This window comes from Mesorhizobium sp. ISC11, assembly GCF_037162595.1.
Classification (GTDB): domain Bacteria; phylum Pseudomonadota; class Alphaproteobacteria; order Rhizobiales; family Rhizobiaceae; genus Mesorhizobium; species Mesorhizobium ciceri.
Window position 1 is genome coordinate 3,412,431 of the sequence record NZ_JAVSPW010000001.1, and the last position, 26,160, is coordinate 3,438,590.

A 26,160-nucleotide genomic window follows, 5' to 3' on the forward strand; every position below is an offset into this window, starting at 1 on the left:
CAGCAGACAGGAGAAAACGGCGATGCGACAAACACGAAACGCGCGAAGGGCAAAGGCAGTGCTTGTTGCCGGCGGTGCGGGATTCCTCGGTTCGCATCTTTGCGAAACATTGCTCCGCAACGGCTGGCGCGTGATCTGCGCCGACAATTTTCTGACTGGGCGCATGGAGAACATCATCTCGATCATGGACCATCCGGGTTTCCGGTTGATCGAGCAGGATATCTGCCGGCCATTGGATCTCGGCGAGCCCGTGGAGCGTATCTTCAACCTGGCATGCGCTGCCTCGCCGCCGCGTTACCAGGCCGACCCTATCCACACCACGCGAACCTGCGTGATTGGAACGCTCAACCTGCTCGAACTCGCTGTCCGATATGACGCGCGGCTGCTACAGGCCTCGACGAGCGAAGTGTATGGCGATCCGGAACAGCATCCCCAGAGGGAGGATTATGTCGGCCACGTGAACTGCACCGGTCCGCGCGCCTGCTACGACGAGGGCAAACGCACCGCCGAAACGCTTTGCTTCGACTATCTGAGAGCCGGCAAAGCCGACGTGCGCGTCGCGCGCATCTTCAACACCTACGGTCCGAGAATGGATCCGGCGGACGGCCGCATCGTCTCGAACCTGATCATGCAGGCGCTCGAGAAACGTCCCCTGACGATCTTCGGCGACGGCTTGCAGACGCGATCCTTCTGCTATGTCTCCGATCAGATCGATGGATTGAGGCGCCTGATGGATATCGATCCCAATCCAGGCAAGCCGGTCAATCTGGGCAATCCCGGAGAATTCACCATCGTGCGACTGGCTGCGTTGGTGAAGGCGATGACGGGTACCAAATCGGATCTGAGATTTCTACCGCTGCCGCAAGACGATCCTCGGCGCAGGCAGCCCGATATTTCGCGTGCAAAAGCGCTGCTCGGCTGGACGCCGAAGGTGCCCCTCAACGAAGGGCTCAAGCTGACGATCGATTATTTCGCAGCTCTCGAAGGCAGCCGCATCGGCGATCAGATGACGGGCTTTGCCAAAAGAGCGAGGCCCGCACCCGGAGGGCTGCAGAACCTTCCGGCGTGATGCGAGATGGCGCCGAACCTTTCCCGAGATCGTGCGGAACATCCGCCCAGGCTTGTGGTTTGGCAGAAGGACCCGATATGGAGGATCACCCTCATGCAACCCAAGCGCCCCTCGAGGGATATCGACCAGATGGCCGAACGCGAGACCGCTGCCTATCTGCGGCGCGCCTCGATTACCTATCTCGAGTGCTGCGTCAGCCTGATGATGACGCATCTGCAGCGCGAGGAAGTGGCCACTATTCTCGAGCAGGAAGCAGACATGCTGCGAAGGCTGGACTGATCGGAAACGATCATATCCGGCATTCGTCCAGGAACCGTATCAGCGGCATCCTATATCGGTCTGCCATCTCGGCCAACCTTGTTTTTTCCCCGCCGTCTTCGGATTGCGCAGCCGTGCTCCAGAGCCCGAGTTGGAATGCCAAATAGCATGGTTCGAAAAAGCCGATGTGGTCATGGTCGATGGCAAGTTCCATTCCCTCGACCAAGGTCCTCACATCGCTGTCGGACAGTCCATACTCGACGCGGGCGCCGGCAATGTCCCACTCGATCGGTTGGCAGCCGATCAAATCATGTGCCCGGCAGTGGTCAACAGCATCTGTCTTGAGCACCGTGCCATCTGCACGAACGAGAAACTCCCACGGTTGAAGCTTTCCGTCGATTTCAACGCGCTGCAGCACATGCGCGGAGGTCGGTTTCGAGAGCCAACCGCGCAACGTCGCTGCGCGTTTCTCGTCCAAGGCTTCCGACGCATTGGAAACAGCCATCTCCGCGAGAGCAAGCAATGATGCACCCGGTTCGCAAGTTCGAAGATTGAGCGCACGCCAGGTCAGGTAGTTTGTGAGCTCCGCGATCAGTTTTTCCCTGGGCAGCGGCGCCTGATCCATCGTGCTGCCATCAATCCACCGTTCAACCAGAAAGCCATGGCAAAGCGCGACAACTTGCGATCCGAACCCGGCTTCATGCAACATCGCCGCGGCTCGTTTCTTGCGGAGTCCGGTTTCGCCGAGGCCGGCGAATTTGACGAGCCAGCGGTCACGCCCTGCGGACGCCAGGAATTTACGCCGCTCGGTACCGCGTGGGCTCGGCGGCCAGCGTCCTTCGTCGGCATAGTGGGCGGCCCGCCACTCGCCACCAGATAGTTCGGTCAGGTTTAATTCCGGCCTGCCGACCGCCTCGGCCACCCAATCGCGCAGCGTGGGAATTTTCGAGCTTTCGGAGAAGGTGCATTCAAACGCCGTCGCCACATGTTTCGGACAGCGCGACCACGTTTCCCGAGCCTCCGGCGACGCTTCGCTGCCCGGGCCGCCTGAATGGCTGGGAAACAGGTGAATGCGGTCCGTATCGACATCCAGTTCACGCAGCCAAACGACAACGGCATGCATCGAACTGCCGGACAGGCCGGGACCCTCGTCGACAACGGCGAAACGCGCCGATGGATTGTTCTTCCAAGCGGTGATCGACCGCGGATCGGCGTTGATGTGCCTGTGGAAGGGATGGCCGATCGGACGAACGCTGAATGGCGCAGGCGCGCCAATCGAGGCCGCCACCATAGCTGCGAGCCCAAGGCCAATGCTGCGGACACCGATAACGCATGTGTTCGCATCGAGCCCCGACTTCTGCGCCGCGTCCAAATAGCTTTCGGGATAAAGCGCATAATGCGCATAACCCTCAGCGGAGCCGGTCAGAACCTCGGCCTGACAGTCGAGCCCGGCCAGCAGCTTGAGAAGTCCCGGATCGATGCCACCGCCAACGTTGAAACCGCTTCGCCACGACTTCGCTACCTCTGCCGCAAGCCCGACCAGCAGCCTGGCGCCTTGCTGTTGCCGTGGCGAAAAAATGTCGATGCCGCAGGTTCCGAAATCGACGTCGGCAAGCGCCTGAACCAGCTCCGACACGCTGATGAACAGTCCGACCAATGCAGCATGGCGTCGGATGCCATGAGACATCCGATCAAGTCTTACGGCCATTTCGCCTGCTGCTTCGCGAAGCTGTTGTGCGTCCTGCGTCCGCTTGTGGTCGCCGTAGACGATCATCGATCGGTTTCCAATGCTTGCCGTGCGGGAACGCATCGGATGCGGCTTCGATCCATGCTGTCTCGCGCAATTTTTCGATGGGTGGAGGAACATTCCGGCAAGCTGATGGTTCGGCGCCAGGAACTTACCTTTGAACAACATAGGGTGGCGGTTTCGTGGGATCGAAAAAGGTTCGTGTTGGTATCGTTGGGGTCGGCAATTGCGCATCCTCCCTGGTGCAGGGCCTCTCGTTCTATCGTCACGCTAAAAGCAACGAACCAATCCCTGGGCTGATGCATGCCGACCTCGGCGGTTACCACGTCGACGACATCGAGATTGTCTGCGCATTCGATGTCGCCAAGAGCAAGGTTGGCCTCGACGTCGCGGAAGCGATCTACGCCGCCCCCAACAACACGTTCCGCTTTGCCGACGCCATGACAACCGGCGTTCGCGTCGAGCGCGGACCGACGCTGGACGGGATCGGCAAATATTTGCGCGACGAGATTGAAGAAGCTCCCGAGCCGGTTGCCAATGTCACCGAGATCCTGCGTGACAGCAGCGCTGACGTGCTGGTTTCCTACCTGCCGGTGGGTTCCGAGGAGGCGACCTGCTTCTATGCCGAATGCGCACTCGAGGCCGGCTGCGCCTTCGTCAATTGCATACCGGTCTTTATCGCCTCACGTCCGGAATGGCGACGGCGCTTTGAGCAGCGCGGGCTGCCGCTGGTCGGCGACGACATCAAGAGCCAGGTCGGCGCGACCATCGTGCATCGGTTGCTAGCCAATCTCTTCCGTGAACGCGGCGTACGCATCGACCGCACCTATCAACTGAATTTCGGCGGCAACACCGATTTTCTCAACATGCTGGAACGCGAGCGGCTGGAATCGAAGAAAATCTCCAAGACACAGTCCGTGGCCAGCCAGTTCGATGTTCCCCTGGAGCCGGGCAACATCCATGTCGGCCCGAGCGACCATGTGCCTTGGCTCACCGATCGCAAGTGGGCCTATATAAGGGTCGAAGGCACGACCTTCGGCGGCGTGCCGCTCAATGCCGAGCTCAAGCTGGAGGTCTGGGATTCGCCCAACTCGGCCGGCGTGGTGATCGATGCGGTACGCTGCGCCAAGCTGGCGCTCGATCGCGGCATAGCCGGCGCGCTGACCGGTCCCTGCAGCTATTTCATGAAGTCGCCTCCGGAACAGTTCACCGACGCCGAAGCGCGGCAGCGCACGCTCGCTTTTATCGCAGGCAAGGACGAGCCTTTGCTCGATGCCGCAGAATGACGACGACCTTCTTTCTGATCCGCCATGCGGCACACGAAAATGTCGGCTCCTATCTGGCAGGCCGTATGGACGGCGTTTGCCTCGGCGATGCCGGTAAGGCGCAGGCAACGCAGCTTGGCTGCCGCATGGCCCGGGAGCCCATCGTCGCGATCTTGTGCAGCCCGCGCGAGCGTACCCGAGAGACGGCGCTGCCAATTGCGCTCGCCTGCGGTGTCGGAGAAATCGCGATCTGCGCCGAACTTGACGAGATCGACTTCGGCGACTGGTCGGGAAAGACTTTCGATGAGCTGAATGGCGACGCCAGCTGGCGAGCCTGGAATGATCAGCGGCAAGTGGCAAGGACACCGAGTGGCGAGACCATGCACGATGTCCAGCAGCGCGTCGTCGCGGTGATGAATGCTGTCCACGAGCAGCATCCGAATCAGTGTGTCGCCCTGGTCAGCCACGCCGATGTGATCAAGGCCGCCGTCTGCAAGGTCCTTGGCTTGCCGGCCGGCGACTGCTTTCGCTTCGACATCGATCCCGCTTCGATCACGACGATCGTATCGGGGGACTGGGGGGCGAAGCTGATCCGATTGAACGAAGTTGCCTGACGAGGATTTGCCGGATGCAGATGGTCATTTTCGGTCTTACCGTCACGTCTTCATGGGGCAACGGCCATGCCACCTTATGGAGGGGACTGATCCGAGCCCTCGCCCGGCGCGGCTGGTCCGTTACCTTCTTCGAACGCGACACGCCCTACTATGCCGGAGCGCGCGATCTTGATCGCCTGGACGGCGGCAACGTCGTGCTCTACCCGGACTGGGAGGACATCCGCCGGGTCGCGGAGCAAACAGTCAAACAATCGGATGTCGTTATTGTCACCTCTTATTGTCCCGACGCCGTGGACGCCTCGCGGCTGGCGCAGCAGGCAGGCCGCGGACTGCGTGTGTTCTACGATCTGGACACTCCGGTCACGCTTGCCCGCATCGAACAAGGTGAGCGTCCACCCTATTTCGGCCCTGAGGGTCTTGCCGATTTCGACCTCGTCCTGAGTTACACCGGCGGCTCGGCGGTCGACGCGCTGAAGACGGTTCTGGGTGCGCGCCATGTGGTGCCGCTCTATGGGCACGTCGATCCCGACCAACACCGGCCGGCAGAGAAGCGGGCCGAATTCGCCGGTGATCTGTCCTATCTCGGGACCTACGCGGCGGATCGCCAGGCCGGCGTCGAAAAGCTGCTGGTCCGCACCGCCGCGCGTCTACCGGATCAGCGCTTCATCATCGGCGGCGCACAGTATCCGCAGGAATTCCCGTGGGGCGACAACATCTTCTTCGTCAGGCATCTGCCACCGGCCGATCATCCGGCGTTTTTCTCATCCTCCCGACTGACGCTGAATGTCACCCGCGAGGCGATGGTGCAAAAAGGCTGGTGTCCTTCGGGCCGGTTGTTCGAAGCGGCGGCATGCGGGGTGCCGATCATAACCGACACCTGGCCTGGCCTGAGCAGCTTCTTCGAACCCGGCAGCGAGATCCTGCTGGCCCACGACACCGATGACGTGGTCGCGGCGCTCGCCTTGCCGGCAGATGAACTCGATGCCATCAAAACCCGTGCGCGCGAACGGGTTCTGGATGAACACACTTCTGCCCGGCGCGCGGCGGAGCTGGACCACATTCTAAACGACGCCTTTCAAAGATCTCCCCGCGAACCGATGATGGAAGCAGTCTGATGTTGGGCATTGTGCCCGCTGCCGGGCGCGGCAGCCGCATTCAACCGCTCGGCTTCTCGAAAGAGCTGCTGCCGGTAGGCAGTCGGATCGATGGACAGACGGAGCGTCCCTGCGCGGTGAGCGAGTACCTGGTGCGGCGGATGGTGCGCGCCGGCGTCGACAAGATCTGTTTCATCATCGGATCGGGCAAATCCGACATTCTCGAATATTACGCCGCCGGCTATGGTGACGCTGCGGCTCTGTTCGTGGTGCAGCCCAACCCTGTTGGACTTTGCGATGCGATTTTTCGGGCAGCGCCTCTCGTCGCGCCCGACGAGACGGTTTTGATTGGTTTGCCCGATACGATCTGGTTCCCCGAGGACGGCTTCTCCTGCCTGCCGGATAGTTCCCTATCGTTTCTGCTCTTCCCGGTGGACCGCCCGGAATTTTTCGATGCCGTGGTTCTCGACGAGGGAGATCGGGTGAAGGAAATTCTGGTCAAGCGGCAAGACGCTGCCACGAACTGGATCTGGGGGGCGTTCAAGATGCCGGGCCGGATCTTGCACCAACTCGCTGCACTCTGGCGTGAACGGGACCGGCGTGACGAATATATCGGCACCCTGATCAATGCCTATCTGGCTGCCGGCGGTGAAGCCTACGGTGTCAGGGCCGGAGTCTCCTACGTCGATGTCGGCACCTTCAACGGCTATCGCACGGCTCTTCGGCTGCTCGAAGAGGGCGTCGCATCCGAACAACGCCAAACCGCCATGCTTGTGGGTGGAGCACACCCGCATGTGCCTGTCGTTCCCGGCGAAGGAGCCTGACCATGCTGCATTCCCATGCCGAAATCCGCCGCCGTATCGATGCTCTCGGCCCATGGTTCCACAACATGGAACTGGCCGGTGTCGAAACCGCTCCCAACCATTTTCTCGGCAATTACCCGCTGATCAAATGGCGCAAATTCGCCGAGGCCATTCCCGCGGATCTGACAGGCAAGACGGTGTTGGATATCGGCTGCAATGCCGGCTTCTATTCCATCGAGATGAAACGGCGAGGTGCTGCCCGTGTCCTCGGCATTGATTTCGATGAGGCTTATCTGGCGCAGGCCCGCTTTGCCGCCGAGATCGCCAATTGCGAGATCGAATTCCAGAAACTGTCGGTCTACGACGTCGGCGCCCTGCGCGAAACATTCGATATCGTGCTGTTCATGGGGGTGCTTTATCACTTGCGCCACCCGTTGCTTGCGCTCGACCTTATCCGTGAGCATGTCGCCGGTGATCTGATGATCTTCCAGTCCATGCAGCGCGGCAGCACCGATCTTCCCGAGATGGAAGAGAACTATCATTTCTGGACGCATGACCTGTTCGACCGGCCGGAATTTCCCAAGCTCCATTTCATCGAGCACCGCTATGCCGACGACCCGACCAACTGGTGGATACCCAATCGAGCCTGCACCGAAGCGATGCTGCGCAGCGCCGGTTTCGAGATCGTTCTGCACCCTGAGCAGGAGGTCTATTTCTGCCGGGCCGCAGGCGACCCGGCCAGTGGCGGTCCCGTCTACCCCTCGAAAGGACAGCGCCATGATTGAAGCCGCGATGATCTGGAACGAGCCCAACAACAAATCGCATTGGGATCCCGAGCTCGACCCCGACTGGAGCCGCTTCGCCAGGATGGCAATCCTGGCGGCGGACGCAATCGCATCTGAAAACCCGGCTTTGACCAAAGTGCTCGGTGGCATCTCGCCGATAGACCCGGGATTCATCACCCGCATGAAGGAATTCGGCGTGCTGGATCATGTCGACGCCGTCGCCGTGCACGGCTTTCCGCTCGACTGGAACCTGTGGCAAATCCAGGAATGGCCGCAGAAGATCGGCGAGATCGCGACCGTCACCGACCTTCCCATCTGGGTCAGCGAAGTCGGCGTATCGACCTTCGGCGCCGAGGAAATCCAGGTCTGGGGGCTCAAGCGAACAGCTGAATTGCTGCTCGGCAATGCACCACGCGTCCAGTGGTACAGCCTCTACGATCTTCCGCGTGAATGGGAAGCAACGACGCGTCACCGCGAAGCCGAAGGCTCCTCTTATTACCGTCATTTCCATATGGGGCTGCTGCGCCAGGACGGCACGCCAAAGCCCGCGCTGGAGGAATTCCTGCGCTATACACCCGCAATGGGACTGGTGCAGTGGTTTCATTTCGAAGATCCGCGGCTGGACGACGCTGTCGCCTGGCTGAAGCGGCTGGGTGTCACCAATATGCGTACCGGGCTTTCCTGGGCGGACAGTTTTCGGCCGAATGCGCTGGACTGGTTCGACCGGCAGATGGAAGCACTCGCCGATTTCGACGTGACGGTCACCTTCTGCTTCACACCTCAGCATCGCGGAATGATGCCCCACCACACCAGCCCGCCACTGGTGCCGGAGGAGTTCGCGGAATTCTGCTCAACCATGATCCGCCGCTATGCGCCTGGCATGACATCCGCCTCGCTCCCCACGCGGCGGGCCTCGGCCGCGTGAAATCGTCATGCTGCCCATGCATCAGATGCCGGACTTCGCAACACCACTGACAGGTGGGGATGCGGCGCAGGGCACCGGGACGCAACCGGCCGCGACACTCACCGTCCTCAATGTCGCCTACCCTCTCGCGCCCGTCGGACCCGACGCTGTCGGCGGTGCCGAACAGGTTCTGTCGATGCTCGATCGGGCGTTGGTTCACGCCGGCCATCGATCTATCGTCATTGCTTGCCGTGGCTCCAGCACGAGCGGCACGCTTGTGGAAATACCGGCCGAAAACGGCATGCTCGACGAGGCGGCGAAGCGCCGCGCGCAAGAGGCCCATCGCAAAGCGATCGCCGCTGCCCGCGCCCGATGGCCCATCGATGTGGTTCATCTGCACGGCATCGATTTCGACGCTTATCTGCCCGACGATGGTCCGACCTTGGTGACCCTCCACCTGCCGTTGGATTGGTATCCGGCCGCGGCATTGCGCCCGACGCGTGGCGACCTCTGGCTTCATGCGGTCTCACCCAGCCAGCAGAAAACCGCGCCATCAGGCGCCAGGCTGACGGCACCGATTCCGAACGGCGTCGACATCCAAGCACTGAACCTGCCGCAGCCGAAGCGCGACTTTGCCCTGGTTCTGAGCCGGGTTTGCCCGGAGAAGGGCATTCACCTGGCGCTCGATGCAGCCAAACTAGCAGGCGTTCCGCTGGTCGTCGGCGGTAAGGTCTATCCCTACGAAACGCATACGCGGTACTTTCGCGACGAGGTCCAATCTCGCCTCGATGGCCGCCGCCGCTTCCTTGGCCCGCTCGGCTTCACCGCCAAGCGACGCTTTCTCAACGCAGCGCGCTGTCTGGTCATTCCGAGCCTCGCAGCCGAGACCAGCTCGCTTGTGGCCATGGAGGCCCTCGCCTGCGGGACCCCGGTAGTCGCCTTTCCAAATGGTGCGCTTCCCGACGTCATAGAGCACGGCAGGACGGGCTTTCTCGTCGACACGGTCGACGAGATGGCCCAAGCCATTCTTGCGGCGCCCAGCTTGGATGCCGAGACATGCAGGGCGGAGGCGCGACGGCGATTTTCGCTGGAACGGATGATCTCGTCTTACATGGATGCCTATCAGGCGCTGGCACAGCTTGGCACTGGTCGCCGGCGCTTGGCTGCGACGCCGTGAGCAAAGCGGTGCTGCGCTGCGAAATCATCGGTGACCCCGCGCAGTTCGACGCCTTGACGCCGCACTGGTGGAAACTGTGGCAGCAGAGTCCCTCGGCGACGCCGTTTCAATCTCCCGCCTGGCTGGTGCCATGGTGGCACGCATTCGCACCCGGTGAACTGGCGACAGTCGCGGTCTGGCGCGGCGGCGATCTGGTCGGGCTGGCGCCGCTCTATCTCGAGCACGGGACGGCCGGTTCGAAGCTGCTTCCGGTCGGCATTTCGCTCAGCGACTATCTGGACATCCTGGCTGTCCCTGGGATCGAAGCCGAGGTTGTCGGCATTATCAGCGAGTCGATCTTCTCGATCGGGTGGGCGCAATGGATCTTGTCGGACTTGCCGCAGGACAGCGTCGCCCTTGCGATGAAGCATCCCGAGATGGATCGGCCGACCGCCCATGCCGCCTGCCCCGTGCTCGCCATCGCCGGCGACGAAACGCTGGCAGGCTGCGTCCCCGCAAGACGCAGACGCCAGTTGCGTCGGGCGCGCCAGGCGGCATCAAGATGCGGCCGGATTGCGCTGTCATCGGCAAACGGCAGTCCGCAAACCTTCCTCGATCAATTGATCCGCCTGCACAATGTGCGATGGGCCGAACACGGAGGGGGTGTGTTGGCCAACCCCGCCGTCGAGCAATTCCATCGGCTCTCGCTTCCCTTGCTCGATGCTCATGGTCTGGTGCGATGCTGGCTGCTCGCGATCGATGACAGGACCATCGGTGCCTATTACGGATTTCACCACCGCGGCCGTGCCTACGCTTATCTGGGTGGGTTCGACCCTGCTTATGCCGAGGAGAGCCCGGGCGCGATCCTGATTGGCCACGCAATCGTGGAGTCGATCCGTGAAGATGCGCGCGAGTTCGATTTCCTGCGCGGCCAGGAGGCCTACAAATATGGCTGGGGCGCCGCCGACAGGTGGACGATGCGCAGGGTCTGGACGCGGAGTTGACCCATGAGTGTAACCGCACCGAAAGGCGCCCAGCGCCGGACATCGGTCAGGCTGGCGGTTGAAGACTGCATGGCCGACGGTATTTGCGCCGAAGGTGTTCTCGTCAGGCTGGCGCTCCACCTGCCGCCCACAATTGGGGCAGCGGAATTGGCGGAGGTCGTGCTGAAAGTCCGTCCGGCGGATACCGGCGACGCGGCAAGATTGCGGAAGGTCGCCGGACTGCTGCGCTGCAAACCAGACGTCTTTGCCATGTTGCGAGCGACGGGCGGCGCCGTTCGCCATGAGCGCAATGAGGACGAGACGAATGCCGCTGTCGTCATGCGGCTGGCGTCCAGCTTCGATGCCGCGGCAGCGATTTCGGGAGCCGCGAGTGTCCAACTGGCATCCCTCGGCGATGTGGAAAGGCTCACAGCCACGACCAACGAAATCGTCGCATGGCTGGAAGCCCGAGAATTCACCGGAAGGGAACGGAGCATTCTCGACATCGGTTGCGGCATCGGCCGTTTCGAGCGTGCGCTGTGCAGATCCTTCAAGCGGATGGTCGGTATCGATATATCGTCGCGAATGATCTCCATCGCCTCAGAGCAATGCGCCGCACTCGGCAATGTCGAGTTACGACAAACCTCCGGTCTCGATCTGGCCGATTTCGACGATGCCAGTTTCGATTGCGTGCTGGCGGTCGACAGCTTTCCCTATCTGGTTCTGGCCGGCATGGCAGAGCGGCATTTCGAAGAAATTGCGCGCGTTCTGAAACGGCCGGGCTGGCTCGCCTTGCTGAACTATTCCTATCGCGGATCGCTTTTCTCAGACCGCGACGATATCGGCCGTCTGGCGCAAGCTCATCAATTGCGGGTCCTCATCGACGGTGAGAAGCCGTTTCGATCATGGGATGGCAACGCTTTTTTGCTCGCTCGGTGAGACGGAACATTACAGCACGATGCCAGTTCGGATGTCGAGCAAAGGGCACCAACGAGTGTCCTCGATTCGAAGGAGGAGCGCGGGCTGGACGGCAATCGGATCAAGTCCGAAGGATTACGCCGCTAATCGATTGCCGAAGGACTGAACGCCACCGCGCGGGCCTGTGGTCCGCGGGGCGACCAAGGAGCAAGGAAATAAACCTGTGCAAGGGTCCGCCGGTCAGCTTCTCGGCGGTGGACACAGGCTTGTAATGCCGGGCGCTTATCACCACACTACGATCAAGGGACCGCTATCAAGAGAATGTGATGTCTCGTTCGAGCGACGATACCGCGGATCCGCATGTCGAGATGGCGGTGGATCGGGAGATTGCCTCCCTGCTGGCAGCCATAGAGCAGGAAAAGATTCCGGACCGCCTCACCAAGCTGGCGATCGAATTGCAGAACGCGCTCGTCGAGAAGCGTCGGCGCGACGTGAACAACTGACTATCTGCGGCTGTCGACCTCGACGTCGAGCTGACCGTCCGACAGCTGGTTTCTCCTCTCCATCAATGTCTCCAGCGAACTCTCCCCTAGGAGTTCAAGGATGTTGGCGCGCGCACGGTTCAGGCGGCTTTTGACCGTCCCGACCGCGCAACCGCATATGTCGGCGGTTTCCTCGTAGCTCACTCCCAAAACGCCGATCAGCATCAGCACCTCGCGTTGGTGTTCAGGCAGTCTTTGAATGGCGCCGTGAACTTCCCTGCTCTGAACGGTCCATTCCTGGGTGGCTTCCGAAATTGGTCTCGAAGAGGCGCAGTCGAGCAGGCCTGGCGCCTCCCGGGCAGCGATCTTGACCCGGGTATAATAGGTGTTGCGCATGATGGTGAAGAGCCACGACTTCATTCGCGTACCGGGTTCGAACTTGTCGATGTTGGCGAGACCCTTGGTCAGTGTCTCCTGCACGAGATCGTCAGCATCGTCGGGGACGCGGCAGAAGGTGCGGGCGAATGCCCGCAGGGCGGGTATCAGGTCAACGATGGAAACTTCATTGGTTTCCTGGTCGGCCAAAAGGCAGCCTCCGGATGACAATGGTCCAGCTCCCAGCAGAAAGAGTGTGTGAACGCAGCCTCAGCTAAATGCATGGAAGTTTGGTTCGTTCCTCTTGCTGGAGACAACTCTTCATAATTCTTCGCGGGCGGAGATATCTGTCATGCGATCGGCGCATACCATCACCGCAGCAGCGACGCCTCCTTCGACAGTGGTATCTACAGCGTCCGCTTTTTTACGGGAACAAAGCCGTTCACCGGCAGTTTGATGGCTTGCCACTTTAACCTTCCAGTATCGATCGAGGACCTGTCATGGCCAAATCCGCTCGCCCCTCCGCTCGCCAATCGGCAAGTGGACTGGATCAGAATAGCGCGCGCGGAAATGGCGGCGAGTTGCACCAGGTCGCGGGAGACGACACGCCTGTCCTTACCACGGCGCTCGGAACGCCTGTCTCCGACGACCAAAACACATTGCGGATCGGTGAACGCGGACCATCGCTGATCGAAGACTTTCACTTTCGCGAGAAGATTTTCCACTTCGACCACGAACGCATCCCGGAACGGGTCGTCCATGCCCGCGGCTATGGCGCGCATGGTTATTTCGAGACCTACGACTCACTGGCCAAATACACACGTGCCGACATTTTCCAGCGAGCTGGTGAAAAGACGCCGGCATTCGTTCGTTTCTCGACGGTTGCCGGCAACAAGGGCTCGTTCGATCTCGCCCGCGACGTGCGCGGCTTTGCGGTCAAGCTCTACACCAAGGAAGGCAATTGGGATTTGGTCGGCAACAACATTCCGGTCTTCTTCATCCAGGACGCCATCAAGTTTCCCGATCTGATCCACGCCGCCAAACAGGAGCCCGACCGTGCTTTTCCGCAGGCACAGACGGCGCACGACAATTTCTGGGACTTCATCAGCCTGATGCCGGAATCGATGCACATGGTGATGTGGATCATGTCGGATCGCGCCATCCCGCGTTCCTTCCGCTTCATGCAAGGCTTCGGTGTGCATACGTTCCGCCTCGTCAACGCCAAGGACGAATCCACCTTCGTCAAGTTCATCTGGAAACCCAAGCTCGGCATGCAATCGGTGGTCTGGAACGAGGCGGTCAAGATCAACGGCGCCGATCCCGACTTCCATCGCCGCGATCTGTGGGAGGCCATACAGGCCGGCAATTTCCCGGAATGGGAGTTGACGGTGCAACTGTTCGATCAGGCGTTTGCCGACAGTTTTGACTTCGATATCCTGGACGCAACGAAGATCATTCCCGAAGAGGTTCTCGAACCAATTCCGGTCGGTCGGCTGGTGCTCGACCGGATGCCGGATAATTTCTTCGCCGAGACCGAGCAGGTTGCATTCATGACGCAGAATGTGCCGCCCGGAATCGATTTCTCCAACGATCCGCTTCTGCAGGGCCGCAACTTCTCCTATCTCGATACCCAATTGAAGCGGCTGGGCAGTCCGAACTTTACCCATCTGCCGGTCAATGCGCCGAAGTGCCCGTTCGCCCATTTTCAACAGGACGGGCACATGGCCATGCGCAATCCGGCCGGTCGCGCCAACTATGAACCTAACTCATGGGGACTGGGACCGCGCGAGGATCCGCAGCGTGGCTTCCGTTCTTTCTCCGATGCCGAACAAGGGCAGAAAGTACGTCTGCGCGCGGAGAGCTTCGCCGATCACTACAGCCAGGCCCGGCAATTCTTCAACAGCCAGACACCACCGGAGCAGCGTCACATCGCGATGGCGCTGACGTTTGAACTGAGCAAGGTCCAGGCACCGGCGATCCGCGAACGCATGGTTTCGCATTTGTTGAACATCGATGAAACGCTGGCGACCACGGTCGCCGACAAGCTCGGCATCCGTGACATGCCCGAACCTGCCGAAGCCGCCGTTCCACCGCGCGATGACTTGCCGCCGTCGCCGGCGCTCAGCATCATCCAAAACGGGCCCGACAGTTTCGAAGGCCGCAAAGTCGGTGTCATGCTCAGCGATGGAGCCGATGTCGCGCTGTTCGAGGAACTTCGTTCCGCCATCGAAGCGGAAGGCGCGGTGATGGAGGTGGTTGCGCCCAAGGTGGGCGGCGTCGAAGCCGCCGACGGCACCCACATCGAGGCAAGGCACATGATCGACGGCGGTCCATCCGTTTTGTTCGACGCGGTGGTGCTGCTCCTCTCCGAGGCGGGCGCCGAGCTACTGGTCACGGAGGCCGCTGCGAAGGATTTCGTGTCTGATGCGTTTGCGCATTGCAAGTTCATCGGCTTCACCTCCGGGGCCGAGCCGCTCCTGATCAAAGCAGGCGTCGCTCCCGATGCCGATGAGGGGCTGAGGCGGCTGAATTCGGCAGCTTCGGTAGCTGCGTTTGTGCAGTCATGCCGCAAACTGCGGCTCTGGGCGCGGGAGGCGGCTGTCAAACTTTGATGCGATGGCGTCAGCTGTTTCCGTTGGCGCGTCCGCACTCTTTGGTTTGCCGCCAACCCAGCCGGCACCGCGGTCTACGAGCGATCTTCCTTGCTGGACGCTTGTCGCCGCTGCTTCTCCAGAACCTCGTCGGTCCCAACCAGCTTCTTTGCTCCGCCTGAAATGGTCGTGGACACCACCGAAGGCGGATCGCTCGCCGGAAAGGAATCCTCCAACCCCGCCTGCAGTTGGTCCTCGAGCGTGCGTGGTTCTTCGGACCGGCCGGGCGTTCTGCGCGTGTCGATCTTCTCCAGCGACTGTTTCTTTTTCGGCGAATCGTTGGCGTTCCGGACCAGGGCGTAAAGCTGCTCGATCGCGAGTTCCTTGATCGTTTCGAAATCGGCCCGATCGTCCTTGGCAGCCTCGATTTGATCAACCATGGCTTTCTCGAAGCGGTCGAGGCTGTCGCCTCCGCAGGCATGGGAAAGGCGCAACAGGGCTTCGTTCAGCATCAACGGAGCGAAATGTGCTGAAGCTTCAAGCCTGAGTTGCCTTAAACGGTCCGGAGTTGCGGCCTGCAACTTTGACATGGACAACCTCCTTTCTCCCACAAGCGTCTCAACGGGATTTGACCGCCGATGTTCCACCGTGCCTGAACATCTGTCATGCCATGCGAGCTACAGGAACCAGCTTGCCACCAATCCCGCCGACGCCGCAAAAATCGCCAAGGTCGTCACGCCGCCCAGGATGTTCGTGCTTGTGCTGTTGACCTTGTCGCCCATGATCTTGCGATTGTTGGTCATGATGAGGATGAGAAGCAGCAGCGGCGGCGTTGAAAATCCTTGCACGATGCCGGACCAGACGAGAGCTTTCATCGGGTTGAAGCCGAAGAAATTGAGACCCACCGCCACCAGCGTTATGACCCCGATCGCGATGTAGAATTTGGGAGCCTGCCGGGGTTTGGCATGCAGGCTATTCTTCCATCCCATCGCCTGGGCGAAATCGAAAGCAGCGCCAGCGGTCATGATCGGCACGGCCAGGAAGCCGACGCCAATTACACCGGCCGCAAAGAGAATGCCGGCAGCGTCGCCGGCAAGCGGCCGCAGCGCTTCGGCCGCCTGTGCCGCTGTCTCGATCTGCGTGTGTCCGGCCTTGTAGAGCGTCGACCCGGTCGAAAGGATGATAAAATACATGATCAGATTGGAGAACGTCATGCCGATTAGGATATCGCGGCGGGATCGGCGCAGTTCACCCTCGGTGGCGCCTTTGCGCTCTTCGAGGCTCGTTCGACCCTTGGCGATCTCCTCCTCCACCTCCTGATTGGACTGCCACGTGTAAAGGTATGCGGAGAGAGTGGTCCCGACGATGGCGACGAGGATGGACAGGTACTCTCGGCTGAACTCGATTTGTGGCAACAGCGTGCCACGCAGGATGGAAGCGGCATCCGGTTTGGCAAGCACCGCGGAGACCACATAGGCAAGCAGAGCCAGAGCCAGCCACCGGAACACATTTCGGATCAATTTGTACGATCCGAGCACCTGCAGGGCAAAAATGACGACCGCAACGGCAGTGACGACCAACGGAGCAGGCAGCGGAACGAACAGCACAATAGCCGCCGACATGGCGCCAAGGTCGGCGGCTGCCTCGATCGTGTTGCCAATCAGCACGCCCACCAGCACGGACCATAGCAGCCAACGCGGATAGAGGTCCGATATGACCTGGAAAAGCCCGCGACCCGAAACCTGGCCAAGTTTGGATGAAAGGTAGACGACGAGATACATCATCGGCAGCGTGACAGGTGCCGTCCACAGCAGGTCGGGGCCGAACCGCGCTCCGGCGCTGGCGTAGGTACCGATGGCCGAGCAGTCGTCATCGGCCGCGCCGGTGATCAGGCCAAGCCCAAGAGCCCGAACGACGTCGCCCCCTTTTCGCCTGCTTTCCCTTTGGCCAGCATTCTCAGGCGGCTTGTTCATTGAAGGCGCGTCTTTACCGAGGCCACGCAAGAAATCATGACGAACATTCCAATCGGATGGCGATGAAGCGTTGCAGCTGCATTGAGATCGAGGTTCGAACCTCCGGTCAGGTTTTTTGTTCCTGGACACGGTCCCGGCCCGCAACGGCGGCGGAGCCGAACGTCAAAGCGAATGCTCCGTCCCCCTGAAGAAGACAATGCTTGTGTCGAAGCCAATCCTTCAGGCGACGTGGCAAGCTATTTCTTCAAGTCAGCGGCTCGTACTGCCGCCGATCACCATCCGCACGCCGAGGCCGATAATGAGACAGCCGGCGAGCCGCTGCTGCCAAAGCCTTGCGCGAGGGTGCCGCATGACCCATGCGCCGACCGCGCCCGATGCCAAGGCGTAGGCTCCCAGCACCAGCACACCGGTTATCTTCTGTGTTGCGCCAAGCAGCACCAGTTGCAACGTGACGGAGCCCCTATGCGGGTCGACAAATTGCGGCAGGAACGCAACCATGAACATCAAAGGCTAGGGATTGCTCAGATTGGCGATCATTCCTTCCCGGGCGGCGGCGAGCGGCCGCAGGGCCTTGATGTCACCTGTGGGAATGGTTGCCGAGGCTGAAAGCAGCAGCCGGAAACCCAGCCACATGATATAGGCCGCCCCGGCCCATCGAAGCAGATTGAACGCCACCGGCGAGGCGTGGACAAGCGAAGACAGGCCGAATGCAATCAGCGGAAGCTGCACCAGTCCGGCGCCCAGCGTCATGCCGAGTACCGTGAACAACGCCACGCCGCGCCCGTGTCCGATGCCGCGGGCCATCACCAGCATGCTGTCGGGGCCTGGCGGCACCTGCATCAGAATGACGGTTCCGACAAAAGCTGTCCACAATGAGAGGTCGATGGGCATCTCCTTTCGCGCCGCCGATGACATCAAAGCGGCCAGCCGTCACCGGGTTCCGGCGGCAAATGAAAATGTCCATCGTGAAGAACCTCCATGAACCCGTCAGATGGAACGCGGTGCAGTCCTGGAAGTTGAAAAGCCGGAGCCGTTCCTGAACCGGTTTTGGAGGCCTGATCCGTGCATGAACCGATAAACGCCTTCCCGCTCCCGCTGGATACGTCTCCGATGGAGGCCAGGCTTGCCGATGCAATCCCAAGGGATGGGAACCGCTGGCAGTACGAGCCTAAATGGGACGGATTCCGCTGCCTTGCTTTCAAGAGCGACGACACCGTTGACCTGCGCGCCAAATCCGGCAAGCCGCTCGGCCGCTATTTTCCGGAAATCACGGAGATCCTGCGTGACCTCAAGCGCGGGCATTTCGTCATCGACGGCGAGATTGTCATCGAGGTGGACGGTGAGCTTTCCTTCGAGGCGCTGCAGATGCGTCTTCACCCGGCACAAAGCAGAATCCGCAAACTGAGTTCGCAGACGCCTGCCAGTCTGATCCTCTTCGACATGCTTGCCAGGCCGGGCGGCGAGGTCATCACCGGCAAACCACTTGTCGAAAGGCGGCGAGCGATCGAGGACTTCGTGACCTCCTCGAACAGTCCGGATCTTCGCCTGTCGAAGTGCACTTATGATGCAGCGACGGCGGCTCGATGGCTGAACGGGGCCGGCCATGCATCGACCGACGGCATCGTGGCCAAAGTGCTCGACGAGCATTATCTGTGCGGCGAACGTGCGATGGTGAAGGTAAAGCCGAGGCGCACCGCCGATTGCGTTGTCGGCGGTTTCCGCTATCTCGCGGGTAGCCGTGAGGTCGGCTCACTGCTCCTCGGCCTCTACAATGACGACGGCAAGCTCGATCACGTCGGCTTCACGTCGACCATCGCCAGGACCGACAGAGGAGCGCTCACGCGCCGGCTGGAAGGGCTGCGGTCAGAGCCCGGATTCACCGGCAAGGCGCCCGGCGGCCCGAGCCGCTGGAGCACGGAGCGCAGCGGACAATGGGAGCCTTTGGAACCTGAACTGGTGGTGGAGGTCCGCTTCGACCACGTCACCGGCAATCGGTTTCGCCATGGCACCAAACTGCTGCGCTGGCGCCCCGACAAGGCGCCACGGCAATGCACGTTCGAGCAGATCGAATAAACCGCCCCAGGAAGATCGCCCCAGAAACCTGTCACGATTTATTGCGACGAAGGAACCAACTCGGGATTCACCGGTTCGGACACCATCCACCCGGAGCTACCCTGACATGCCGAATGCAGCAGAAATTCTGATCGACACACTCGTCGCCTGGGACGTGGAGGTGGTGTTCGGCTTGCCGGGAGACGGCATAAACGGGGTCATGGAAGCGTTGCGGACGCGGCGCGACAAAATTGCCTTCGTTCAGGTCCGGCATGAAGAGTCGGCTGCCTTCATGGCATGTGCATATGCCAAGTGGACAGGAAAGCTGGGCGTGTGCCTTGCGACGTCCGGCCCCGGCGGAACACATCTTCTGACCGGCCTCTATGACGCCAAGCTCGACCAGGCTCCGGTGCTGGCGATTACGGGCATGCAGTTCCACGATCTGATCGAGACGTTCACGCAACAGGATGTCGATCTGACGCGCGTGTTCAACGATGTCTCCGTTTATAACGCCCATGTTGCCGATGCCGCGCATATGGAAAACGTCGCCAGCCTTGCCTGCCGAACGGCGCTGGCGCGCAAGGGCGTCGCCCATCTTTCGATTGCCAGCGACATCCAGGAGCAGGAGCGTGATCCGTCGAAGCGCTCCAAGCGCAATCGCCCGGCGCACACGCCGCAGGATATGTTCGCCGGTCACAGCGTACCGCTGGACGTTGAGCTCGACAAAGCCGCCGCCATTCTCAATGACGCTTCGCGGGTTGCGATCTTGGCCGGGCGCGGCGCCATCGGCGCGGCCGCCGAACTCGAACACACGGCGCGCCTGCTGCAGGCGCCTGTCGCGAAGGCTTTGCTGGGCAAGGCGGTGCTGCCGGACGACCATCCCTACACCACCGGCGGGATCGGCATTCTTGGAACCCTGGCTTCGCAAGAGGCGATGGAGAACTGTGACGCGGTGCTGATTGTCGGTTCGACCTTCCCCTACATCGAATACTACCCGCAGCCCGGACAGGCCCGTGGCGTCCAGATCGACTGCGATGCGCAACGGATCGGCTTGCGCTTTCCGGTCGAGGCCGGCCTCGTCGGCGACGCGGCCGAGACATTGCGCGCGCTCAACCAGCGCCTGACGCAAAAGCCCTCCGATGAATTCCTGCGCCGTTCCCAGGAGACCATGAGAAAATGGCGCGAGATGATGCGGCAGTCGGAAGACATGCAGGCGCAACCATTGAAGCCACAAGCGATTGCCCGGGCGTTCGGACAAAGATTGGCGGACGACACAGTGCTGGCCACGGATTCCGGTCAGAATACGGAGCTGGCCGCCCGCCATGTCGATCTTCGCAGCGGCCAGGCATTTGGGGTGTCCGGATCGCTGGCGTCGATGGCTTGCGGTCTGGCCTACGCCATCGCTGCCGGCATAGCGTTTCCCGGTCGACCGATTGCCGCCATCGTCGGCGATGGCGGCTTTGCCATGCAGCTCGGCGAATTCTCGACGGCGGTGCGCTACAAGATCCCGCTCAAGGTTCTGGTGATCAAGAACAACATGCTCAATCAGATCGCCTGGGAGCAGATGATGTTTCTGGGCAACCCGCAATTCGGTTGCGAATTGCAGCCGATCGATTTTGCCAAGGCGGCAGAAGCAATGGGCGCAAAGGGTTTTCGCATCGAGCGGGCCGATCAGATCGAGACGGTTCTCGACCAGGCTTTCGCCACGCAAGGCCCTGTCGTGATCGAAGCGCTGGTAGATGCCTATGAGCCGCTGATGCCGCCCAAAATGCCGGCAGACTACGCCAAGAACTTCCGCCAGGCCCTGCCGCGGACGCCGGGACACGAACGCATAGAAGAAAATATCGCCCGTGAGCCGGCGAAATCGATGATGGATGCCTAGAGGCGGCGCAGGGAGGTGGAACAGCGCGCCTCAGTGGCTTCATTCTGAATCTTTCCAGATGAACCCGCGCTCTTCCGGGTGACGGATGCGGATCATGAGCTTCGACGCGCTCTTTTCGACCTCGATTTGCTATGGCAACGGCGCTCCGCAGGCTGGTTGGACTCTGGCGCTACCCATCACATTGCCACTGGCGGCAATCCTTTTGCTGTATGTTGCCGGCGCTGGCCGGCTGTGGCGACGGAGCGGACGTGGACGTCGCTTGCGATCGCGGCAGGCCTTGCTGTTTGCTGCCGGCTGGTCCGTCCTGGCGTTCGCCTTTGTAAGCCCGATCCATGCATTGAGCGAACATGTGTTTGCGGCGCACATGATCGAGCACGAATTGCTGATGGCGGTCGCAGCGCCTCTGCTGGTTGCCTCCCGCCCGACGGCGGCGATGATGTGGGCCCTGCCGGTACAGCTGCGCCAGATATTCGGAGTGGCTGGACATGCAAATGCGCTTCGGGCGGTCTGGGCGTTCATCAGCCGTCCTGTGGTCGCGACCGTCCTGCACGGAGCCGCGATATGGATCTGGCATGTCCCGGCGCTGTTCGAGGCTGCCCTCCAGCAGGGCTTCCTGCACTATGCCCAGCACGCGAGTTTCCTCGGTAGCGGGCTTTTGTTCTGGTGGGTGCTGCTGCCTCGCCTTGGCCGCGAGCAGGCTTGCGGCAATGCCGTGATGCATCTTTTCTTCACCTCCCTCCACACCGGGCTGCTCGGGGTGTTGCTCGTCGTCTCGCCCAGGCTGTGGTATCCGGATAATGCGATCGGCTCGGATTTATGGGGGCTCAACCCGCTCGAGGACCAGCAACTTGCAGGCTTGATCATGTGGATTCCCGCCGGCCTGATCTATGGCGGAGCCGCACTGCTCCTGGTCGCTTTCTGGATTCAAACGAGCAGTCCGCGGCAACAGGCTTTCCAGCAGTTGCGCATCGTCTAACCCGCACCGCTTCGCGTCGGTTTTCAGCCGGGGGGTGTTGCCAAGCATCCTTTTTCAGTCAGCCGCGTTATGGCCTTGGCAACGATGGTGGATCCTTCATGGCGAGGTGCATGAGTCCGTTGGCCAGCTCTCGCAGGCTGACACGACCGCGAATGTCGCTTGCCCCCACATGTCCTAGGCAAATCTTGCCTGGCACCGTTCAGGGAACGGCCGCGCAACGGCGTTTGAGGGCGATCAGCGCAGCGCCGATATTGGCCTTGGCAGGATGCGGCGACAAGCAATCGGCCCTCCATGCACACGGTGCGAATGCCCGGAGAATCCTTGATCTGATCTGGTCTTTCAGCGCAATCGCAGTGGCCACGTGGCTGCTTGTCATGTTGATCCTGGCGGCAGCGCTTTTGCGTCGTCGCCTGTCCGAGACAACGCGCTCGCCGCTCGAGATCGATTCTCGTCAGGAGCGCCGATTTACCCGCGCTGTCGGCAGCGCCATTGCGTTGACCGTTCTGGTGCTCGTCATGATGACGATAGCGAGTTTTTTCGCCGGCAAATCCATTGCTTCGCTGAGTGGAACGGAAACGCTTGCCGTGCGCATCACCGGGCACCAATGGTGGTGGGAGGTCCGGTATCCCGGAGATGATCGGTCCCAATCGATCGTCACGGCAAATGAAATCCATGTCCCGGTTGGCGAACCGGTCAAGGTCGAACTCGATTCGCTCGATGTCATTCATAGCTTCTGGGTGCCGAACCTTGCCGGCAAGCGCGATCTCATTCCGGGCCGGCCGAGTGAGCTCACACTCGTCGCCGATAAGCCCGGCATCTATCGTGGCCAGTGTGCCGAATTCTGCGGCTATCAGCACGCCCATATGGCCATCACCGTCATCGCGGAAAGCCGCGAAGCGTTCGAAGCATGGCAATCCAGGCAAAACGCCGTCGCATCCGCGCCTGGCGGCGACGAAGAGCGCCGCGGCCAACAGGCATTTCTGTCCACCGGCTGTGCGCTCTGCCACACGATAAGAGGCACGCCTGCCAGCGGAACGGTGGGACCTGACCTAACTCATCTCGCCAGCCGACGCGCACTGGCCGCGGATACGCTCGCCATGACCCCTGGCGCGCTCGCCGCCTGGATCGCCGATCCACAGTCGATAAAGCCCGGCGCCAAGATGCCGCGCATTGCCCTTAGCGCCGACGATCTCAACGCGGTCGTCACCTATCTCGGAAGCCTCGAATGAGTGGCCTTGCGGGAAAGCCGGCCGAGCACACTCAGGAGGCCCTGAAAGGCATCCGTGACACCGGTCTCGAAGAGGTGAGACTGCGCGCCTTTCTGGCGCATGCCTGGCGAACGCCGAAAGGCTTCTACGGCTGGCTGGTCACGGTCGATCACAAGCTGATCGGACGGCGCTATATCGTGACGGCTTTCCTGTTTCTCATCCTTGCGGGTCTGTCAGCGCTCGCCATGCGCTTCCAGCTTGCCCAGCCTGAGGCCGGCCATATCGGTCCCGATCTCTACAACCAGCTGTTCACCATGCACGGCACGACGATGATGTTTCTGTTTGCCGTGCCGGTGATGGAAGCTTTCGCCATTTACCTGGTGCCGCTGATGATCGGCACTCGCAATGTCGCCTTTCCGCGGCTCAATGCATTCAGCTACTGGGTCTATCTTTCCGGCGGGCTGATGATCTGGATCGCCTTCGCCTTCGAAACCGGTGCGGATGCCGGCTGGTTTTCCTATGTGCCGCTCGCCGGACCCGAATATGGCGTCGGCAAGCGCCCCGATTTCTGGGCGCAGATGGTGACCTACACCGAAGTGTCCGCCCTCGCGGTAGCGGTCGAGATCATCGCGACAGTTTTCAAACAACGTGCCCCCGGCATGTCGCTCGACCGCATCCCGCTCTATGTCTGGTCCGTCCTCGTTACGGCTTTCGTCATCCTGTTCGCCATGCCGGCCGTGATGGTCTCGAGCACAATGCTGATCCTCGACCGCCTGGTCGGCACAAAATTTTTCGACCCCGTAGCAGGCGGCGATGCACTGCTGTGGCAGCATCTGTTCTGGTTCTTCGGCCATCCCGAGGTCTATATCATCTTCATTCCGGCGACCGGCTTCGTTTCCGCGATCCTGCCGACCTTCGTTCGCCGCCCGGTGTTCGGCTATCTCGGGATCGTGCTGTCGTTGATCGCGATCGGTTTTCTTTCCTTCGGCCTGTGGGTGCACCACATGTTCGCTACCGGCCTGCCGCAACTCGGCGAGAGCTTCTTCACCGCTTCCTCGATGATGATCGCCATTCCGAGCGGCGTTCAGATCTTCTGCTGGATTGCGACGATCTGGGGCGGCCGGCCGATCTTCGCCACGCCCATGCTTTTCGTTCTCGGCTTCATCTTCACCTTTGTGATCGGCGGCCTGACCGGCGTCATGGTCGCCTCGGTGCCGCTCGACCTGCAGGTGCACGACACCTATTTCGTGGTTGCCCATTTCCATTATGTGCTGGTCGGGGGCGCCGTCTTCCCCCTGCTCGGCGCCGTTTATTACTGGTTTCCCAAGATCACCGGACGCATGCTGTCCGAGAGGCTCGGCCGCTGGAATTTCTGGCTGGTCTTCCTCGGGTTCAATCTCACCTTCTTCCCCATGCATATTCTCGGTCTGCAAGGCATGCCGCGCCGCGTTTATACGTATCCGCCGGCGAGCGGCTGGGGCGAGATGAACCTCTTCATCAGCCTCTCTTCGCTGGTGGTGTTCGCGGGCTTCGCGCTTTTCTTCCTGAATCTCTTTCTCAGCCTCCGCAACGGCCGCATTGCAGGAGACAATCCCTGGGGCGCGAGCACGCTCGAATGGGCGACGACGTCGCCGCCGCCCTCCTACGATTTTTCGCGGCTGCCCGTGGTAACTCACCGCGAACCGCTTTGGGCCGAGCCCGATGTGCTCCCAGTGGTCGAAGGTCTGCGTGTCGACGCCCGCGAGGTGCTCGCCGGTACGGTCGCCGATGCGATGCCGCAAGTAAGGGTACCATCGGCTGACAACTCGATCTGGCCGTTGCTGTCGGCCATCGCAGTCGGCGGCGCATTTCTCGGTTCGATATACACGCCGTGGGCGGTGGTCTGGGGAGCGATCCCGGTTTCGATCGGCTTTATCTGCTGGTTCTGGCCGAAAGGCGAACCGGAGGACGAGGAATGAGGCACCGCCCCGTCGCCGACGTCAGTCACCTGCCCACATACGATTTCGGGTCAGCGAGCCCGATGTGGTGGGGAACCCTTGCCTTCATTGCCCTCGAGGCAACCGGTTTTGCCTTGGCGATAGGCACTTACTTCTATCTGGCCGTGCTGGCCCGGCATTGGCCCATTGGGGCCCCTGCGCCAGATCTGCTGCCGGGGACGGCAGTACTGGTTATTCTGGTTGCGAGCGTCGTGCCCAACCACATGATCGAGGTTTGGGCACGTCGCCAGGACCTGGCGAAAGTTCGCCTTGGCATGGTCGTCATGTCGATCGTCGGCATTCTTCCGCTGATCGTTCGCATCTGGGAATTTCCGGCTCTGCGGATTTCCTGGGATCAGAACGCTTACGGATCGATCGTCTGGTTCCTGCTCGGGCTGCATACGACGCATCTCCTTACCGATGTCGGCGACACGATCGTCCTGGCGGTTCTCATGTTCACGCAAAAAGGCAAGGCAGGCCGCCGCTTCAGCGACGTCTCGGACAACGCCTTCTACTGGGACTTCGTCGTCGTCTCATGGGTCGTGCTCTATCTTGTTATCTATTGGGCTCCGAGGATGTGAGATGCAGGCGATCCGTACCGGCGTTTCCTGGGCAGGCCTGGTCAGCGGACCAGTTGCGTGGGCAATAACGCTGCAGCTCGATTATTCGATTGCATCCTGGCAATGCCATGCCGGCTTTCGTCCCACTGCCTTGTTCTCGTTGATAGGCGCCGCGGTCGCCCTGGCAGGCGCGCTGCTGTCGTGGCACGCCGTTCATGACCGCGGACATGGTACGGTTCCGCCCCGGAAGGCGCGCACGCGCGCATTCCTTGCAAGGACTTCCGTGGGCATCGGGGCGCTGTTCACGCTCATCTTGCTGGCGCAGCTGATGGCAGGGCTGATCTTCAGCGGGTGCGAACTGTGACGAGGTCAAAGACCCGGAGATTGGCCGTCCGCCGGTGCCCGCCTTGGCCTGCCGCGGGCATTCCATTCCCGGCCGTCACCTCCCGGGCGGTCGCGCTCGTCTTGGCATCGTTGCCGCTTTGCACT

Annotated in this window: 26 protein-coding genes; 20 read left to right on the forward strand and 6 right to left on the reverse strand. The window is 61.2% G+C overall.

Annotation, left to right across the window (positions count from 1 at the left end; genetic code table 11):
• Nucleotides 1–22: 22 nt before the first annotated feature.
• Both RPF88_RS16780 and RPF88_RS16785 read left to right on the forward strand, forming a co-directional pair.
• Nucleotides 23–1,069 (forward strand): UDP-glucuronic acid decarboxylase family protein, encoded by a 1,047-nt coding sequence (locus tag RPF88_RS16780; protein WP_013533199.1) that lies wholly within the window; start codon nt 23–25, stop codon nt 1,067–1,069.
• Nucleotides 1,070–1,162: 93 nt separating this feature from the next.
• On the forward strand, nt 1,163–1,348 hold the full coding sequence (locus tag RPF88_RS16785; protein WP_013533200.1) for a hypothetical protein: 186 nt from the start codon (nt 1,163–1,165) through the stop codon (nt 1,346–1,348).
• A 10-nt stretch (nt 1,349–1,358) separates the two neighbouring features.
• Here the strand turns inward: RPF88_RS16785 and RPF88_RS16790 are convergent, their stop codons facing one another.
• A complete protein-coding gene (locus RPF88_RS16790; protein WP_063170152.1) occupies nt 1,359–3,101 on the reverse strand; it encodes a hypothetical protein in 1,743 nt (580 codons plus the stop codon).
• A 155-nt stretch (nt 3,102–3,256) separates the two neighbouring features.
• On the opposite strand from RPF88_RS16790, the gene RPF88_RS16795 reads away from it, so the two are divergent.
• The 10 genes from RPF88_RS16795 to RPF88_RS16840 all read left to right on the forward strand — a co-directional run bounded on the left by RPF88_RS16795 (nt 3,257) and on the right by RPF88_RS16840 (nt 12,099).
• Nucleotides 3,257–4,360, forward strand: a complete 1,104-nt coding sequence (locus RPF88_RS16795; RefSeq protein WP_013533202.1) for an inositol-3-phosphate synthase — start codon at nt 3,257–3,259, stop codon at nt 4,358–4,360.
• Nucleotides 4,357–4,953 (forward strand): histidine phosphatase family protein, encoded by a 597-nt coding sequence (locus RPF88_RS16800; protein WP_063170151.1) that lies wholly within the window; start codon nt 4,357–4,359, stop codon nt 4,951–4,953. Before RPF88_RS16795 ends, RPF88_RS16800 begins: the two co-directional genes overlap by 4 nt.
• 14 nt (nt 4,954–4,967) lie before the next feature.
• The gene (locus RPF88_RS16805) at nt 4,968–6,068 is read left to right on the forward strand and encodes a CgeB family protein (protein WP_063170150.1); all 1,101 of its coding nucleotides are present in this window, start codon (nt 4,968–4,970) and stop codon (nt 6,066–6,068) included.
• Nucleotides 6,068–6,871 (forward strand): sugar phosphate nucleotidyltransferase, encoded by an 804-nt coding sequence (locus tag RPF88_RS16810; protein ID WP_063170149.1) that lies wholly within the window; start codon nt 6,068–6,070, stop codon nt 6,869–6,871. Before RPF88_RS16805 ends, RPF88_RS16810 begins: the two co-directional genes overlap by 1 nt.
• 2 nt (nt 6,872–6,873) lie before the next feature.
• The gene (locus tag RPF88_RS16815; protein ID WP_013533206.1) at nt 6,874–7,635 is read left to right on the forward strand and encodes a TIGR04290 family methyltransferase; all 762 of its coding nucleotides are present in this window, start codon (nt 6,874–6,876) and stop codon (nt 7,633–7,635) included.
• Nucleotides 7,628–8,560 (forward strand): hypothetical protein, encoded by a 933-nt coding sequence (locus RPF88_RS16820; protein WP_063170148.1) that lies wholly within the window; start codon nt 7,628–7,630, stop codon nt 8,558–8,560. Before RPF88_RS16815 ends, RPF88_RS16820 begins: the two co-directional genes overlap by 8 nt.
• Nucleotides 8,561–8,567: 7 nt before the next feature.
• Nucleotides 8,568–9,716, forward strand: coding sequence for a glycosyltransferase (locus tag RPF88_RS16825; protein WP_082826655.1), 1,149 nt, complete (start codon nt 8,568–8,570; stop codon nt 9,714–9,716).
• The gene (locus RPF88_RS16830) at nt 9,713–10,699 is read left to right on the forward strand and encodes a GNAT family N-acetyltransferase (protein WP_063170147.1); all 987 of its coding nucleotides are present in this window, start codon (nt 9,713–9,715) and stop codon (nt 10,697–10,699) included. The genes RPF88_RS16825 and RPF88_RS16830 overlap by 4 nt, the downstream gene beginning before the upstream one ends.
• Nucleotides 10,700–10,702: 3 nt before the next feature.
• Nucleotides 10,703–11,617, forward strand: coding sequence for a class I SAM-dependent methyltransferase (locus tag RPF88_RS16835; protein ID WP_063170146.1), 915 nt, complete (start codon nt 10,703–10,705; stop codon nt 11,615–11,617).
• A gap of 305 nt (nt 11,618–11,922) precedes the next feature.
• The gene (locus tag RPF88_RS16840; protein ID WP_081714227.1) at nt 11,923–12,099 is read left to right on the forward strand and encodes a hypothetical protein; all 177 of its coding nucleotides are present in this window, start codon (nt 11,923–11,925) and stop codon (nt 12,097–12,099) included.
• On the opposite strand, the gene RPF88_RS16845 is transcribed toward RPF88_RS16840, so the two are convergent.
• The gene (locus RPF88_RS16845; protein ID WP_013533212.1) at nt 12,100–12,663 is read right to left on the reverse strand and encodes a sigma-70 family RNA polymerase sigma factor; all 564 of its coding nucleotides are present in this window, start codon (nt 12,661–12,663) and stop codon (nt 12,100–12,102) included.
• Between the two features lie 290 nt (nt 12,664–12,953).
• Here RPF88_RS16845 and RPF88_RS16850 point away from each other — a divergent pair, with 290 nt between their 5' ends.
• Nucleotides 12,954–15,065 (forward strand): catalase, encoded by a 2,112-nt coding sequence (locus RPF88_RS16850; protein ID WP_337122685.1) that lies wholly within the window; start codon nt 12,954–12,956, stop codon nt 15,063–15,065.
• A gap of 74 nt (nt 15,066–15,139) precedes the next feature.
• On the opposite strand, the gene RPF88_RS16855 is transcribed toward RPF88_RS16850, so the two are convergent.
• The 4 genes from RPF88_RS16855 to RPF88_RS16870 all read right to left on the reverse strand — a co-directional run bounded on the left by RPF88_RS16855 (nt 15,140) and on the right by RPF88_RS16870 (nt 17,908).
• Nucleotides 15,140–15,634, reverse strand: a complete 495-nt coding sequence (locus tag RPF88_RS16855; protein WP_013533214.1) for a hypothetical protein — start codon at nt 15,632–15,634, stop codon at nt 15,140–15,142.
• An 87-nt stretch (nt 15,635–15,721) separates the two neighbouring features.
• Complete coding sequence (locus RPF88_RS16860; RefSeq protein ID WP_063170144.1) at nt 15,722–17,017, reverse strand: Nramp family divalent metal transporter; 1,296 nt, start codon at nt 17,015–17,017, stop codon at nt 15,722–15,724.
• 249 nt (nt 17,018–17,266) lie between these two features.
• Nucleotides 17,267–17,521 (reverse strand): hypothetical protein, encoded by a 255-nt coding sequence (locus tag RPF88_RS16865; protein WP_244514264.1) that lies wholly within the window; start codon nt 17,519–17,521, stop codon nt 17,267–17,269.
• 6 nt (nt 17,522–17,527) lie between these two features.
• Nucleotides 17,528–17,908 (reverse strand): LysE family translocator, encoded by a 381-nt coding sequence (locus RPF88_RS16870; protein ID WP_244514263.1) that lies wholly within the window; start codon nt 17,906–17,908, stop codon nt 17,528–17,530.
• A 171-nt stretch (nt 17,909–18,079) separates the two neighbouring features.
• Here RPF88_RS16870 and RPF88_RS16875 point away from each other — a divergent pair, with 171 nt between their 5' ends.
• From RPF88_RS16875 to RPF88_RS16905, 7 genes are all read left to right on the forward strand, one after another.
• Nucleotides 18,080–19,090, forward strand: a complete 1,011-nt coding sequence (locus RPF88_RS16875; RefSeq protein WP_027164032.1) for an ATP-dependent DNA ligase — start codon at nt 18,080–18,082, stop codon at nt 19,088–19,090.
• A gap of 106 nt (nt 19,091–19,196) precedes the next feature.
• Nucleotides 19,197–20,951: a thiamine pyrophosphate-dependent enzyme gene (locus RPF88_RS16880; RefSeq protein ID WP_063170143.1), complete on the forward strand. Its 1,755-nt coding sequence runs from the start codon at nt 19,197–19,199 to the stop codon at nt 20,949–20,951.
• Nucleotides 20,952–21,045: 94 nt separating this feature from the next.
• Nucleotides 21,046–21,927, forward strand: coding sequence for a cytochrome c oxidase assembly protein (locus RPF88_RS16885; RefSeq protein ID WP_063170471.1), 882 nt, complete (start codon nt 21,046–21,048; stop codon nt 21,925–21,927).
• A gap of 152 nt (nt 21,928–22,079) precedes the next feature.
• Nucleotides 22,080–23,156: a cytochrome c oxidase subunit II gene (gene coxB / locus RPF88_RS16890; protein WP_063170142.1), complete on the forward strand. Its 1,077-nt coding sequence runs from the start codon at nt 22,080–22,082 to the stop codon at nt 23,154–23,156.
• A complete protein-coding gene (gene ctaD / locus RPF88_RS16895; RefSeq protein ID WP_063170141.1) occupies nt 23,153–25,093 on the forward strand; it encodes a cytochrome c oxidase subunit I in 1,941 nt (646 codons plus the stop codon). Before coxB ends, ctaD begins: the two co-directional genes overlap by 4 nt.
• Nucleotides 25,090–25,692: a cytochrome c oxidase subunit 3 gene (locus tag RPF88_RS16900; protein ID WP_013533222.1), complete on the forward strand. Its 603-nt coding sequence runs from the start codon at nt 25,090–25,092 to the stop codon at nt 25,690–25,692. The genes ctaD and RPF88_RS16900 overlap by 4 nt, the downstream gene beginning before the upstream one ends.
• 1 nt (nt 25,693) lies before the next feature.
• Nucleotides 25,694–26,035, forward strand: coding sequence for a hypothetical protein (locus RPF88_RS16905; RefSeq protein ID WP_063170140.1), 342 nt, complete (start codon nt 25,694–25,696; stop codon nt 26,033–26,035).
• Nucleotides 26,036–26,160 lie beyond the last annotated feature (125 nt).